The organism is Mesorhizobium sp. L2C084A000 (assembly GCF_000502875.1).
Taxonomy (GTDB): domain Bacteria; phylum Pseudomonadota; class Alphaproteobacteria; order Rhizobiales; family Rhizobiaceae; genus Mesorhizobium.
This window is the reverse complement of the sequence record NZ_AYWX01000013.1, coordinates 1-14,042: the sequence shown is the minus strand read 5'-3', so window position 1 is coordinate 14,042 and position 14,042 is coordinate 1. Positions and strand designations below refer to the sequence as shown.

Genomic DNA, 14,042 nt, shown 5'->3' with positions numbered 1-14,042 from the left:
AGGCGCGCTGAAGCCATCCGGCTCAGCCGATCATGGCGCTTCGGTTGCCGGGTTCGAGGTCGTGGCCTCTGCCGCTGCGCGATTCTAGCATTTGCGCCTTGGAGAGCTCTGCTTCAGCCTCGGCGAGGCATGGCTCGGCTGCGGTTCTCTGCCGCAGAAGGTCCGATTGCGAATTCTTGACGTTGTCACGACGTAGGCGAGCGGCCTTGGCGAACGTCGGATAAGCGAAATGATTGACATCGGAGATGCCGGCCTTCGTTTCCTCGGCGTTTAACTGGAAGTCCAGTTCTCGCGCCATGCGTTCGAAATCGGCAATCATGATGTCTAGCTGGTGCAACTGTCGCCGCTTCTCATTCACCTGAAATTGCTTCAGTCGGACCAGATTACCTCGTGGCTTCATGACTCGGTACTCCGGTACCCATTTCGTCCAATCAAACCGCTCTCTCCCCTTAACGTTAGGCCTACAGCGACTCTCACGTTTTCTGCTGCGAGCGGAAACATATTTTCCAAAATCCTTGGCCGATGGCTATGAGTTCAATGGCATCGACAAGCATGCGAGCGGGGGACTTAAGGGGCGGTAAAAAAAGGCGGAATAGGGCGATTTTCACAATGTCTGCATTGAACGCGTTGAGACCTGCGGCGGGCTTGACACACAAAGCAATCGTCAAGATTTGCGACATGGACGCCGGGGGGCATGAATACGCCCGCCGTCAGCTACACGCCCCCCGATTTCCGCCGCCTATTATCGCCCACGCGGTCTGGCTTTATTTCCGGTTTCCGCTGAGCCTGCGCCTGGTTGAGGAAATGCTGCTGGAACGCGGCATCGTGGTTTCGTATGAGACAAGTCGCCGGTGGGGCATCAAGTTCGGGCTGGACTGCGCTCGCTGCTTGCGCCGCAAGCCGCCGTGCCGGAATGACGTCTGGTACCTGAACGAAGTGGTCGTCACCATCGCCCGGCAAAAAGCTTTGGTTGTGGCGCACCGTCGACCAGGATGGATATGTGCTGGACGAAATCGTGCAAAACCGCCGCAACACCAAGGCCGCCAAGCGCTTGCTGACGCGGCTGTTGAAGAAGCAGGGGCTCGCGCCGAAGCGCATGATCACCGACTAGCTGCGCTCGTATGGAGCGGCAAAGCGACAGGTGATGCCGGACGTCAAGCACCGGTCGCACAAGGGGTTGAACAACGGAGCGGAGAATTCCCATGTGCCGCCGCGAAAACGGGAGCGGATGATGCAGGGGTCCGATCGCCGAGAGGCCTGCAACGCTTCGTCTCGACCTTGTCAGCCCTCCGCAACCTCTTCGTCCCGCCCCGCCCCAAACGTTCTGCTCTCGCCATACATGTTCATCGCCTCAGCGCGATGGCGCTGGTGATATCACGACGCGTTTGTACCGCTCGACCTACGCCACAGGTGCCGACGCTGTGACGAGCTTCGTCGGTCGCGTGTCGAGTGACGGCACCGGGGACAATTATCGTCGACCGCAGTCCATTGCCCAGACCAAGGCGCTTCTCGGCGTCGGCACGATGGCAAATCGCAGCGTCACGATCTCGGCCGCTGCCCCTTCTGGCGGCGTGGACGGTGATTTCTGGGTGCAGCCGTAATGGCCCTTTACGTCAAAGCCTCCGGGGTCTGGGGGGCGGCCAGCGCCGTCTGGGTGAAAATCTCAAGCCTCTGGACCAAGGCTCGACAGGTCTATGTGCGCAGCTCGGGCGTCTGGGAGAAAATGTTCCCGATAGATCTGGTCTTCAATGGCACTCACGAAGACTCGACTGCCACGACCGTTTACACCCACACCAGCATTCCGCTTCTTGTCGCGCCACACGCTAATCGTCGTGTCATCGTGACAACTGAGACCACTGACACCGAAAGTGCAGTGACCGTCAACAGTATGACGATTGGGGGTGTGGCTGCCACCCTTCTCGCTCAGGTGGAAAGCATCTTCAATTCTGGTGTGGTCTATCTGTCAGTGTGGTCAGCCCTCGTGCCAACCGGTACGACGGCAACGATCGTGACCACGTATAGTGAGAGCGTGTTCCGTGACTACATGTCGGTCTATACGACCACCGATTGGGATGGTGTGGTGGGCACTGTTGCCTCTGACAACAATTCAACGGGTGGCCTGACAACGACCGTCAGCATTGGTGCCCTGGGCGCAGCGATCGCAATTGCGGGCAACGCCACCAAGGGGGCATCGGCACTGCGACATGGACCGGGCTGACCCAACAGTTCTCAAACACACCAGTCACGGATACAAACCACAGCGGAGCAATGGCCATAGCTACCGCCGCCCAAGCTGCCCTCACCGTAACCTGTGCCTACAGCACTACTCCAGCACTTGCCGCACTGCTGGTGGTTCCGCGGTGCGCAACTCCTGACTGGCGACGGCGTCGGCGACATGCCTTACGGACTCGTATTGCCAGAGCTTGTAATCGTCGACAAACCAGCCAAGTCGGCTCTCGATCGCCGTAGCAAGCTCGTTATAGTCGAGGCTGTCGAGGCCGAGATCCCGCATTCTGGTTGTCATCGAGACCTCTACTTTTTCGGCAACTAGAGCGTTGAGGGTTTTGAGAACCAGTTGTTCAATTTCAAGTAATGTCATCACTAATACATGCCTTTTGATTGCAGATTCAGGTAATGCAACCCTGATCGGGGCCCAACCCCCAAAACGAGGTGTGCCGTTGAAACATGTTCTTGTCATTGACGATGATGCCGCAATGCGGCGCCTCATCGCCGAGTATCNAAGCAGCGGCGACTGATCTGTGCGGAGCGTGGCGAGGTCAAGCTTACCGCATGTGAGTTCAATCTCTTGATCGCATTTCTGGAGAACCCCCGCAACGTGCTATCCAGAGAACGGCTTTTGCTCGCGAGCCGTGTGCGTGGAGAAGAGGTGTACGATCGAAGTATCGATGTCCTAATCATGCGCTTGCGCCGAAAGCTGGAGGCTGATGCGGCCAACCCTCGCCTGGTCAAAACATCCCGTGGCGCAGGNAATCATGCGCTTGCGCCGAAAGCTGGAGGCTGATGCGGCCAACCCTCGCCTGGTCAAAACATCCCGTGGCGCAGGGTACTTCTTCAACGCTGACGTAGATGTTAGCTACGGAGGCACGTTGGCCGCGTGACAGTGAGCTATGCTGGAGATTGGGGTGACGAGGCTGATCAAGCCTTCCAACAGTACCAGCCTGATCAATTACGGCGAGAGCTACCGGTCCGGAGATCGCATCAGCGCCTCTGTCGTCAAGAGAGCTGTTCTGCTTGACCCCAGCCATGGAGCTCAACGCCCCGCGTCGGAGCGCTCCCTGCTTCTGAAGGAAGCCACTAGGTCCGCTCGGGCTTGATCGGAGGCTTGGCTGATGGACGTCGTGGTTGCTTCGCTCAGTTGCCGCCCCATGGCGCGGCTTTGCGGATTATCAGTCCTCTGCCTCTTCGCCGGTCTCAACAGCGCTGTGGAATGTTCATTGTTTATGATGACGCCCCCGCTGTTCACGAGGTTGCTCCTGTCAAGTGTACTCGTCAGTCCGTCCTGGGCCTCGCGCTTCTTGCCCAAGTGCCGTTCAAACGGCGCTGGCGCGACTTGTTGAGCTCGAGAGATGGGTCCCTGCTCTCCTGCGTGGCCATGAGCTTGTGCCGCGGTCTGCGCAGCGGCGTCCCCAATGGCACGAGCCTCCATGCCGACTGCGTCTTCCGGACGAGCAGCAAGGGCAATTTCGCGCCCGAGTGCGGCNCTGCGCAGCGGCGTCCCCAATGGCACGAGCCTCCATGCCGACTGCGTCTTCCGGACGAGCAGCAAGGGCAATTTCGCGCCCGAGTGCGAACTTCCGGACATGAGTTAGTGCACTGATTTCAGCGGTTTTCATATAGCGCTTGGCATCTTCATCCAGCGACCGCTCGTGAAGCCGATCCGCAATCCCCGGCTTTTTGTTTTCAACCAGGCATTGACTGAAACGTCTAAGAGCAGACCCATAGACCTCAACGGTACGGGGTTTCGGCCCGGTCGGCGCTGCCTCGTACGCTTTGATGAGAGCCGCTGTGTACTCTCTGATGAGCACGGCGTCGGCAGGGTGGGGATTCAGGGCCGGGCGGCCCACCACTGGCGCTCCGCCCGCCCACGTCTTGAGACGACCCAGTGACCCAGCCACGGCCGAGGGGCCGCCACCCCAGATCTCGTACTCCTTGCGATCCCGATCCAGCGACTCCTCGTGAAGCCGATCCGCAATCCCCGGCTTGTTATTTTCAACGAGCCAATGACCAAAGCCGAAAAGAATATCTACATGGCGCTTGACCGTGATCTCCCCGACCTTACCGGCATAGAGTGCTGACCTCAGCCCTTCGACAAGGGTCGCATCGTTGGAATAAAGAGGACCCTTGTCGGGACCGGAGACCACTTTTGGGCGATCTGGCTGCACCGCCGCCGGCACAGAACGAGCATGGTCACGCAACTCGGACGGTGCGGGGGGATTCAGATCAACCACTGACGAATCNAGCATCGACCCACTGCCTCCGGCGTACGGCGCCGCGGCGTGTTCTTGTCCGCTCCCTTGCATCATGGGCTGCGCTTCCCATGGCAATGCACCCACTTGATGGGTGGGGGCCTGCATCAGCACGCGAGCGCCTGAATTGCCGATCTCGCTCAGCTGCGGCTCAGTGGCAACGTCCTGCAGACGACTGTTCGGGGTCCTTTGCCTCTTCGCTGGTCTCAACTCCGCTGTATCATGCTCACGGTTGATGAGGACCTCCTCGCTTGGTAGCTGGTTGCTCCTGTCCTGTGCTGCGATCCGCTCGTCCGGCGCGCGCTGGTCGCCGTCGCGCCAGNGCTTGGTAGCTGGTTGCTCCTGTCCTGTGCTGCGATCCGCTCGTCCGGCGCGCGCTGGTCGCCGTCGCGCCAGCTCAGGGGACGAAAGGACCCTGCGGGATCCGAGGCTTGGTGATGGGGCCCAGTTGGCACGAAAGACGATGCCAGTACAGCGTCGTCTTCATTAGCTTTCCCAGGGGGGAGATACTCTGGCCAACTGTATTCCTCCTGCGGCCCGCTGTGCTGCGCAGCGGCGTCCCCCCTGCTCTCAAGACTTTGAAATTTAAATGGGTCCCCGGGAGCAACGTCTGGCGCTGACTGGCCGAGCCGCTTGATCTGCTGGTGAAACGTCCCAACGGGGCTTTCCTTAACCGCGTCTCGGGCCTGTCGGTCCATGAGTTCAAAGTTCGTGAGATTATTTGCCGTTCCGAATGTATCGTCACCCCTGAGGCGGGTTTGTAGTGCCTGCCGATTGACGACGAGGTTGTTGAGGTTCAGGTCATCTGGCTGCGATTGCAATCGCCCAACCAGCGCCCGCGTGCCGTCCACCACGTAGACTCCGCAATCCACCACGTTGCTCTGCTGGGCGATGCGGGATACGCCCACGCGGGTCTCCAGGCTGGCGCCCAGATTTTCTGCGAGCTCTTTTGCAAGCGGGTCATGCCATCCGTTGTAGGAGTCATAATGATAGGCAACCGGCCGTTCCCGGTCGCTGCGATCAACGAACAGCAGCGACCAATGTTTGCCGCGCTCCNGGAGTCATAATGATAGGCAACCGGCCGTTCCCGGTCGCTGCGATCAACGAACAGCAGCGACCAATGTTTGCCGCGCTCCTCACGAGTCGTACCGGCATCGCTCACTGGCACGAACAGGAAGTCGGCTGTGTCGTTGCCGTTCTTATGGACGATGCGCTGGAATGCGCTTAGCATGACGCTCTTGGAGCCCAAGCGCAGATGATAATTGGCTACGAGGGGATCCACGAACCGCGTCCGGGCGGCGAGATCTGGATTGTTCCCCTGCAACTCCTGCTCCAGGAGTTGGTAATCCCTCTGGATATGTTCGTCGCCTAGCCATTCCAATGCGCCGAGCACCCGCCCGTCTTTAGCTTTCCCAGGGGGCCTCTCTGGCCGACCCAATGCCTCCTGCGGCCCGCTGCGCTGCGCAGCGGCGTCCCCAATGGCACGAGCCTCCATGCCGACTGCGTCTTCCGGACGAGCAGCAAGGGCAATTTCGCGCCCGGGTGCGAACTTCCGGAGATGAGCTAGTGCACTGATCCTCCGGTTACCACCGGAGTTCACATAGCGCTTGGCATCTTCATCCAGCGACCCCTCGTGAAGCCGATCCGCAATCCCCGGCTTTTTGTTTTCATGCAGGTATTCACTGAAACGTATAAGAGTAGATCCATAGACCTGAATGGTACCGCGATTCGGCCCGGTCGCAGGCGCTTCTTTGTACTCTTTGATGAGAGCCGCTGTGTAATCTCTGATGAGCGCGGCGTCGGCAGGGTAGGGATTCCGGACAGGGCGGTCGACCACTGGCGCTCCGCCCGCCAACGTCTTGAGACGACCCAGTGCTCTAGCCACGATCGAGGGGCCACCCCTGCTCTCGTACTCCGAGGGGCCACCCCTGCTCTCGTACTCCTTGCGATCCTGATCCAGCGACGATTCGTCAAGCCGAGCAGCAAATCCCGGCCTGTTATTGTCAAAGAGCCAACGACCAAAGCCGAGAAGAGAATTTACATGGCGCTTGACCGTGCTCTCCTTGACCTTACCCGCGTAAGCTGACCTCAGCCCTTCGACAACGGTCGCATCGTTGGAATAGAGGGGACCCTTGTCGCGACCGGAGACCCCTATTGGAGGATCTGGCTGCACCGCCGCCGGCACAGAACGAGCATGGTCACGCAACTCGGACGGTGCGGGGGGATTCAGATCAACCACTGACGAATCCGGCGCATGATGATGGCGCGCCGTTGAGTGACCCGGCTGCAGCACCGAGGCACCCAGCATCGACCCACTGCCTCCGGCGTACGGCGCCGCGGCGTGTTCTTGTCCGCTCCCTTGCATCATGGGCTGCGCNATTCTCGTCGGCCCATTCGTCCCAGATCGACCTCCTCGCTTGGTAGCTGGTTGCTCCTGTCCTGTGCTGCGATCCGCTCGTCCGGCGCGCGCTGGTCGCCGTCGCGCCAGATCAGGGGACGAAAGGACCCTGCGGGATCCGAGGCTTGGTGATGGGGCCCAGTTGGCACGAAAGGCAATGGCAGAACAGCGTCGTCTTCATTAGCTTTCCCAGGGAGCTCGCGCCCGAGTTCGGACTTCCGGAGATGAGCTAGTGCACTGATCCCACCGGAGTTGTTATAGCGCTTGGCATCTTCATCCAGCGACCCCTCGTGAAGCCGAGCCGCAATCCCCGGCTTTTTGTTTTCAACCAGGTATTCACTGAAACGTCTAGGAGCAGATCCATAGGTCTGAATGGTAGCGGGATTCGGCCCGGTCGGCGCTGCCTTGTACTCTTTGATGGGAGCCGCTGTGTAATCTCTGATGAGCGCGGCGTCGGCAGGGTCGGGATTATTCAGGACAGCGGCGCGGTCCAGCACTGGCGCTCCGCCCGCCCACGTCTTGAGATGACCCACTGCTCTAGCCACGTCCGAGGAGCCACTCTTGCTCTCGTACTCCTTGAGATCCGGATCCAGCGACTCCTCGTGAAGCCGAGCAGCAAATCCCGGCCTGTTATTATCAAAGAGCCAACGACCAAAGCCGAGAAGAGAATTTACATGGCGCTTGACCGTGCTCTCCAATGCTGACCTCAGCCCTTCGACAATGGTCGCATCGTTGGAATAGAGAGGACCCTTGTCGCGACCGGAGACCCCTATTGGAGGATCTGGCTGCACCGCCGGCGGCACAGAACGAGCAGGGTCACGCAACTCGGACGGTGCGGGGGGATTCAGATCAACCACTGACGAATCCGGCGCATCATGATGGCGCGCCGTTGAGTGACCCGGCTGCAGCACCGAGGCACCTAGCCTCGACCCACTGTCTCCGGCGTAGGGCGCCGCGGCGTGTTCTTGTCCGCTCCCTTGCACCATGAGTTGCGCCTCCCATGGCGATGTATNCTCCGGCGTAGGGCGCCGCGGCGTGTTCTTGTCCGCTCCCTTGCACCATGAGTTGCGCCTCCCATGGCGATGTATCCACTTGAGGGCCGGGATCATGCACTGGTTCGTCCATTTGCTTTTGCAACCGAGCCCACCTTGCGGCCTCCGCGGCCTCGCCAACCGCGGAGGGCGTCTCCTCAGCCCTGGCGAACGCTGGCCCGGCAGGCGCCGCCGGCACAGAACGAGCATGGTCACGCAACTCGAACGGTGCGGGGGGATTCAGATCAACCACTGACGAATCGCGCGCCGTTGAGTGACCCGGCTGCAGCACCGAGGCACCCAGCATCGACCCACTGCCTCCGGCGTAGGGCGCCGCGGCGTGTTCTTGTCCGCTCCCTTGCGTCATGAGTTGCGCCTCCCATGGCGATCNCCGACCCAATGCCTTCTGCGGCCCGCTGTGCTGCGCAGCGGCGTCCCCAATGGCACGAGCCTCCATGCCGACTGCGTCTTCCGGACGAGCAGCAAGGGCAATTTCGCGCCCGAGTGCGGCGTACGGCGGGAACTTCCGGAGATGAGCTAGTGCACTGATCCACCGGTTACCACTGGAGTCCAAATAACGCCTGGCATCTTCATCCAGCGACCCCTCGTAAAGCCGAGCCGCAATCCCCGGCCTGTTGTTTTCATGCAGGTATTGACTGAAACGTCTAAGAGTAGCCGCATAGTCCTGAGTGGTTTTGGGATTCGGCCCGGTCGCAGGCGCTCCCTTGTACTCTTTGATGAGAGCCGCTTTGTACTCTTTGATGAGCANCTGAAACGTCTAAGAGCAGACCCATAGACCTGAGTGGTTTTGGGATTCGGCCCGGTCGCAGGCGCTCCCTTGTACTCTTTGATGAGAGCCGCTTTGTACTCTTTGATGAGCACGGCGTCGGCAGGGTCGGGATTCAGGGCAGCGCGGCCCACCATTGGCGCTCCGCCCGCCGACTCTTTGAGACGACCCAGTGCTCTAGCCACGTTCGAGGAGCCACTCTCGCGCTGGTACTCCTTGAGATCCTGATCCAGCAACGGATCGTCAAGCCGAGTAGCAAATCCCGGCTTGTTATTATCAAAGAGCCAACGACCAAAGCCGAGAAGAGAATTTACATGGTCCGTGACCGTGCGCTCCCCGACCTTACCGGCATAGAGTGCTGACCGCAGCCCTTCGACAACGGTCGCATCGTTGGAATAAAGAGGACGCTTGTCGCGACCGGAGACCACTACTGGAGGATCTGGCTGCACCGCCGCCGGCATAGAACGAGCATGGTCACGCAACTCGAACGGTGCGGGGGGATTCAGATCAACCACTGACGAATCCGGCGCATGATGATGGCGTGTTTCCCCGGGAACAACGTCCCGTACGAACACCGAGTCTGGGTTGCCTTGGTCCGGCGCGACTGGAGCCAGGGCTCTGTCGTGCAACGCTCGCGCTGACTGGCCGAGCCGCTTGATCCGCTGGTGAAACGTCCCAACGGGGCTTTCCTTAACCGCGTCTCGCGCCTGTCGGTCCATGAGTTCAAAGTTCGTGAGATAATTTGCCGTTCCAGATGTATCGTCACCCATGAGTCGGGTTTGTAGTGCCTGCCGATTGACGACGAGGTTGTTGAGGTTCAGGTCTGGCAGGTCTGGCTGCCATCTTTGCAATCGCCCAACCAGCGCCCGCGTGCCGTCCACCACGTAGACTCCGCAATCCCACTCGTTGCTCTGCTGGGCGATGCGGGGTAAGTCCACGCGGGTCTCCAGGCTGGCGCCCAGCCTTTCTGCGAGGTGTTTTGCAAGCTTGTCATGCCATCCGCTGACGGAGTCATAATGATAGGCAACCGGCCGTTCCCGGTCGCTGCGATCAACGAACAGCAGCGACCAATGTTTGCCGCGCTCCGCNATAATGATAGGCAACCGGCCGTTCCCGGTCGCTGCGATCAACGAACAGCAGCGACCAATGTTTGCCGCGCTCCGCAAGAGTCTTACCGCCATCGCTCACTGGCACGAACAGGAAGTCGGCTGTGTCGTTACCGTTCTGATTATGGACGATGCGCTGGAATGCGCTTAGCTTGTCGCTCTCGGAGCCCAAGCGCAGATGATAATTGGCTACGAGGGGATCCACGAACCGCGTCCGGGCGGCGAGTTCTGGATTGTTCCCCTGCAACTCCTGCTCCAGGAGCTGGTAATCCCTGTGGATATGTTCGTCGCCTAGCAATTGCAATGCGCCGAGCACCCGCCCGCTGGGGTCGCCGAAAACACCAAAAAACCCTTCGACCGCGGGGGACATCCCCTCAGGAAAGAGCTCTGGCGAGGCGGAATTCCCCGCCCGCAAGCTGGGAGGAGCGAATTCCGGTGGCCTCAGTGGCACCTCCTCGCTTGGTAGCAGGTTGCTCCTGTCCTGTGCAGCGATCCGCTCGTCCGGCGCGCGCTGGTCGCCGTCGCGCCAGATCAGGGGACGAAAGGACTCTGCGGGATCCGAGGCTTGGTGATGGTGCCCAGTTGGTACGAAAGACGATGGCAGAACAGCGGCGTCTTCATTAGCTTCCCCAGGGAGCTTCTCTGGCCGACCCAATGCCTTCTGCGGCCCGCTGTGCTGCGCAGCGGCGTCCCCAATGGCACGAGCCTCCATGCCGACTNGCTTCTCTGGCCGACCCAATGCCTTCTGCGGCCCGCTGTGCTGCGCAGCGGCGTCCCCAATGGCACGAGCCTCCATGCCGAGTGCGTCTTCCGGACGAGCAGCAAGGGCAATTTCGCGCCCGAGTGCGGCGGACGGCAGGAACTTCCGGAGTTGAGCTAGTGCAATGATCCTCCGGTCACCACTGGAGGCCTTATAGCGCTTGGCATCTTCATCCAGCGACTCCTCGTGAAGCCGAGCCGCAATCCCCGGCTTGTTGTTTTCAACCAGGTATTCACTGAAACGTCTAAGAGTAGCTCCATAGTCGTGAATGGTTTGGCGATTCGGCCCGGTCGCAGGCGCTCCCTTGTACTCTTTGATGAGAGCCGCTTTGTACTCTTTGATGAGCACGGCGTCGGCAGGGTCGGGATTCAGGACAGCGCGGCCCACCATTGGCACTCCGCCCGCCGACTCTCTGAGACGACGCAGTGCCACAGCCACAGTCGAGGAGCCACCACTGCTCTCGTACTCCTTGAGATCTTCATCCAGCGACTCCTCGTGAAGCCGAGCAGCAAATCCCGGCTTGTTATTTTTAAAGAGCCAACGACCAAAGCCGTAAAGAGAATTTACATGGCGCTTGACCGTTTCCTCCTTGGCCTTACCCGCGTAGAGTGACCTCAGCCCTTCGACAACGGTCGCATCGTTGGAATAAAGAGGACGCTTGCAGCCGCGACCGTCGGAGACCACTACTGGAGGATCTGGCTGCACCGCCGCCGGCACGGGGGAACGAGCATGGTCACGCAACTCGAACGGTGCGGAAGGATTCAGATCACCCACTGACGAATCCGGCGCATGATGATGGCGCGCCGTTGAGTGACCCGGCTGCAGCACCGAGGCACCTAGCATCGACCCACTGCCTCCGGCGTACGGCGCCGCGGCGTGTTCTTGTCCGCTCCCTTGCATCATGGGCTGCGCNAGCATCGACCCACTGCCTCCGGCGTACGGCGCCGCGGCGTGTTCTTGTCCGCTCCCTTGCATCATGGGCTGCGCTTCCCATGGGGCCGCGCCTTCGATGAGGCTCAGGTCTCCGTGAGACGGATGAGGATGGAACGGGTCTGGCAGAGCCGGAACGCCGGGGGCGGGAATTTGGGCAGCGGCTTGGCGCGCCTCGCCCGAGCGCTGCTCAAAGCCCTCTTGCCCGGCCTGTGCCGCTTGCTCTTGAGATGCCGGGGGCTGCACCTGCCGCCAACCTGTTACATTGGATAGGTCAAATTTGTGCCGGTTCACGTTAGCCTCACGTCCACAGATCAGCTGAGCAACCTACTCGGGCATACTTACGAGAAGCTGACGAGGTCCGCGGTCCCGGAGCGGGTAGGCCTAATTTTCTGCGCGCCGATTGCGCTGGCGCGACGTAGCCCGGCCTTTTGCCAGCTCGGCAGCTACGGCTCGCAAAGAGCGTCGTAAGGCTTGCGGAGCCGCCCCTCAGCTCCCGTCGAGGAGCAATCCACAATTCACATATTTGGAGATGGCTCGCTGGTTTACCGGTCTGCGAGCCCTGCAAGCCCATGCTTCAGATGCCGCCCGTGCAGAGGTATTTCATTTCGAGGTAGTCCTCGAGGCAATGGCGGGAACCCTCCCGCCCGATGCCGGACTGCTTCACTCGGCCGAAAGGCGCGGCTTCCGACGACATGCGTCCCGTGTTCATACCACTATGCCATATTCCAAGGCCTCGGCGACACGCCAAACACGCTTCCGTTTGAGGCACAAATGTGGGGGAAGGCCGTAGATCGTGTCGTTGGCCTCATGCACGACCTATCCGCATCGTCGAAGCAATCACAGGCGCCAGCCGCCCGAATGTCTCTTTCTTGCGCGATGGTCATCTCGCTGGAGACCGGACCGATAGTTCGACGTGCCATTCGCGCGATGCGTTTGCCCCCGCATCGATTCTGCGGCCTTTCGCGACGGCATGGGATTCGATTTTGGCCAGAGCCTGCCTGTCGATCAGCGCACCGATCGCCACTCCGGAGCAAAGCCCTCGCCAACGATAAGTGGCGGACTTTCTCCACGAACTCTCGACAAACACCTTCGTGAACGCCTGACTGGACGGGGGTAGCCATGCCGAACAGGTCGCATAACCACGCCATCGTTCGGCGACTGCAGCCGCGAAGCGTCTCGAACACATCGGCTCGATGCGGTTGCGTCCAGAATGCATCAGCGAGCGGCGGGAGTCTTCGCTATATTCGCCCCCGACATCCCGAAGTCCACCAGCTTGCCTGCCAAAAAGGGGTGTTGCATGAATAAACCCGCTTTCGTCGCCGTCAGCCGCGTGCCCAGGAAGGACGACAGTCTCCATAGCAAGAATGCGAGATGATCATCGTATTCAGCGGCAGCGTGCCGGCGAAATTGGGTGTTCGGCAAGCCAAATAGCGCGATGCAGAAGGATGGTGAGGATTTCGCGTCCGCCACTGCGATGCATAGAGCCACCCTTCGCAACCGACCAGCGCAACAAAGCTCGTTATGCGGCGCGTAGGTTCGTAGACGCTTATCCAGTATCGAGATAACAAGGCCGCTGCGCAGGAACGAACTCTGAGAGCGCACCCTGCGAGAGGTTGCGCTTGCTGACGCGGCTGTGGAAGAAGCAGGGGCTCGCGCCGAAGCGCATGATCACCGACTAGCTTCGCTCGTATGGAGCGGCAAAGCGACAGATGATGCCGGACGTCGAGCACCGGTCGCACAAGGGGTTGAACAACAGAGCGGAGAATTCCCAGGTGCCGCCGCGAAAACGGGAGCGGATGATGCAGGGGTCCGATCGCCGGGAGGCCTGCAACGCTTCGTCTCGACCTTGTCAGCCCTCCGCAACCTCTTCGTCCCCCGCCCCAAACGTTCTGCTCTCGCCATACATGTTCATCGCTTGCAAGCCACCGCCGAATGGAAGGCCGTGACTGGAACGCCCGCAACGATGGATTGCTAACGGCGAACTCATGCTGGTCGGCAAGGCGATACTGGCTGGAGCATCAACTCGGCCGACGAGAGTGGCCACACCATCCTAGACAGGATCGGCCGATATGCCCGGCATCGCCGCTCTGCAAAAAGCACAGCGGGCATCCAGACGTTGCCGGGTTGACTATGGGTGTCCGAACCGCGAAAAGAGGCCGCTCTTTATGAGTGCCGTGCGCTGGCAGTCTAACCCCAAGCCCCCCGCCCGGGCTGCCGGCGCGCTTCTAGGAACATCGAGGTAGATGACGAGACTCCGAACTACATTTCCAAAGCTATCGGTGGATTCACATTTCAAGCCCAATCGATTTCCTACAGCCAGGCGCGAACGTTCGATTGGAACGTTCAGAATTCACATCAAGGTGCACCGCTGTTGCGTCCCGAACAGGTGCGGCTGCTCAATGACGAGTACGAAATCGTTCTCATCAAGGTCTGCCACCATTAAAATTGAGGAAGGTGCGATATTTTTCGGATCGCATTCTGAAACGCATCTTTGAAAGCCAGACAGGCGCCCTCCCGGAGCCGGCGCCCTTGACGGGAGC

7 protein-coding genes and 5 pseudogenes are annotated in these 14,042 nt (G+C 60.3%); 7 read left to right on the top strand and 5 right to left on the bottom strand.

The window, feature by feature from the left end; genetic code table 11:
* Positions 1-22: 22 nt before the first annotated feature.
* The gene (locus X735_RS142385) at positions 23-400 is read right to left on the bottom strand and encodes a hypothetical protein (protein ID WP_023679574.1); all 378 of its coding nucleotides are present in this window, start codon (positions 398-400) and stop codon (positions 23-25) included.
* A gap of 329 nt (positions 401-729) precedes the next feature.
* Here X735_RS142385 and X735_RS01000000166220 point away from each other — a divergent pair.
* The 3 genes and pseudogenes from X735_RS01000000166220 to X735_RS142400 all read left to right on the top strand — a co-directional run.
* A pseudogene (locus tag X735_RS01000000166220) lies at positions 730-1,425 on the top strand (IS6 family transposase); the annotation flags it as partial.
* The gene (locus tag X735_RS142395) at positions 1,422-1,601 is read left to right on the top strand and encodes a hypothetical protein (RefSeq protein ID WP_031194388.1); all 180 of its coding nucleotides are present in this window, start codon (positions 1,422-1,424) and stop codon (positions 1,599-1,601) included. The pseudogene X735_RS01000000166220 and the gene X735_RS142395, both read left to right, overlap by 4 nt.
* On the top strand, positions 1,601-2,218 hold the full coding sequence (locus X735_RS142400; protein ID WP_023737119.1) for a hypothetical protein: 618 nt from the start codon (positions 1,601-1,603) through the stop codon (positions 2,216-2,218). The genes X735_RS142395 and X735_RS142400 overlap by 1 nt, the downstream gene beginning before the upstream one ends.
* A 105-nt stretch (positions 2,219-2,323) precedes the next feature.
* Here X735_RS142400 and X735_RS1000000169375 read toward each other — a convergent pair whose 3' ends face one another.
* Positions 2,324-2,599: an acyl carrier protein gene (locus X735_RS1000000169375; protein ID WP_023679571.1), complete on the bottom strand. Its 276-nt coding sequence runs from the start codon at positions 2,597-2,599 to the stop codon at positions 2,324-2,326.
* A 141-nt stretch (positions 2,600-2,740) separates the two neighbouring features.
* Between X735_RS1000000169375 and X735_RS1000000167985 the strand changes: the two are divergent.
* Positions 2,741-3,022 (top strand): annotated as a pseudogene (locus X735_RS1000000167985) (winged helix-turn-helix domain-containing protein); the annotation flags it as partial.
* Positions 2,991-3,119, top strand: a pseudogene (locus X735_RS1000000168940) (winged helix-turn-helix domain-containing protein); the annotation flags it as partial. The pseudogenes X735_RS1000000167985 and X735_RS1000000168940, both read left to right, overlap by 32 nt.
* A gap of 1,574 nt (positions 3,120-4,693) precedes the next feature.
* Here X735_RS1000000168940 and X735_RS1000000169985 read toward each other — a convergent pair.
* The 3 genes from X735_RS1000000169985 to X735_RS1000000169975 form a co-directional block, all read right to left on the bottom strand.
* Positions 4,694-5,518: a hypothetical protein gene (locus X735_RS1000000169985; protein ID WP_245273281.1), complete on the bottom strand. Its 825-nt coding sequence runs from the start codon at positions 5,516-5,518 to the stop codon at positions 4,694-4,696.
* 2,935 nt (positions 5,519-8,453) lie between these two features.
* Positions 8,454-9,806, bottom strand: coding sequence for a Ulp1 family isopeptidase (locus X735_RS1000000170425; RefSeq protein ID WP_348625602.1), 1,353 nt, complete (start codon positions 9,804-9,806; stop codon positions 8,454-8,456).
* Positions 9,807-12,076: 2,270 nt separating this feature from the next.
* Positions 12,077-12,211 (bottom strand): aldehyde dehydrogenase family protein, encoded by a 135-nt coding sequence (locus X735_RS1000000169975; protein WP_023671820.1) that lies wholly within the window; start codon positions 12,209-12,211, stop codon positions 12,077-12,079.
* 877 nt (positions 12,212-13,088) lie between these two features.
* Here X735_RS1000000169975 and X735_RS1000000167970 point away from each other — a divergent pair.
* Positions 13,089-13,477 (top strand): annotated as a pseudogene (locus X735_RS1000000167970) (DDE-type integrase/transposase/recombinase); the annotation flags it as partial.
* A gap of 267 nt (positions 13,478-13,744) precedes the next feature.
* Positions 13,745-14,042 (top strand): annotated as a pseudogene (locus X735_RS1000000167965) (type IV secretory system conjugative DNA transfer family protein); the annotation flags it as partial.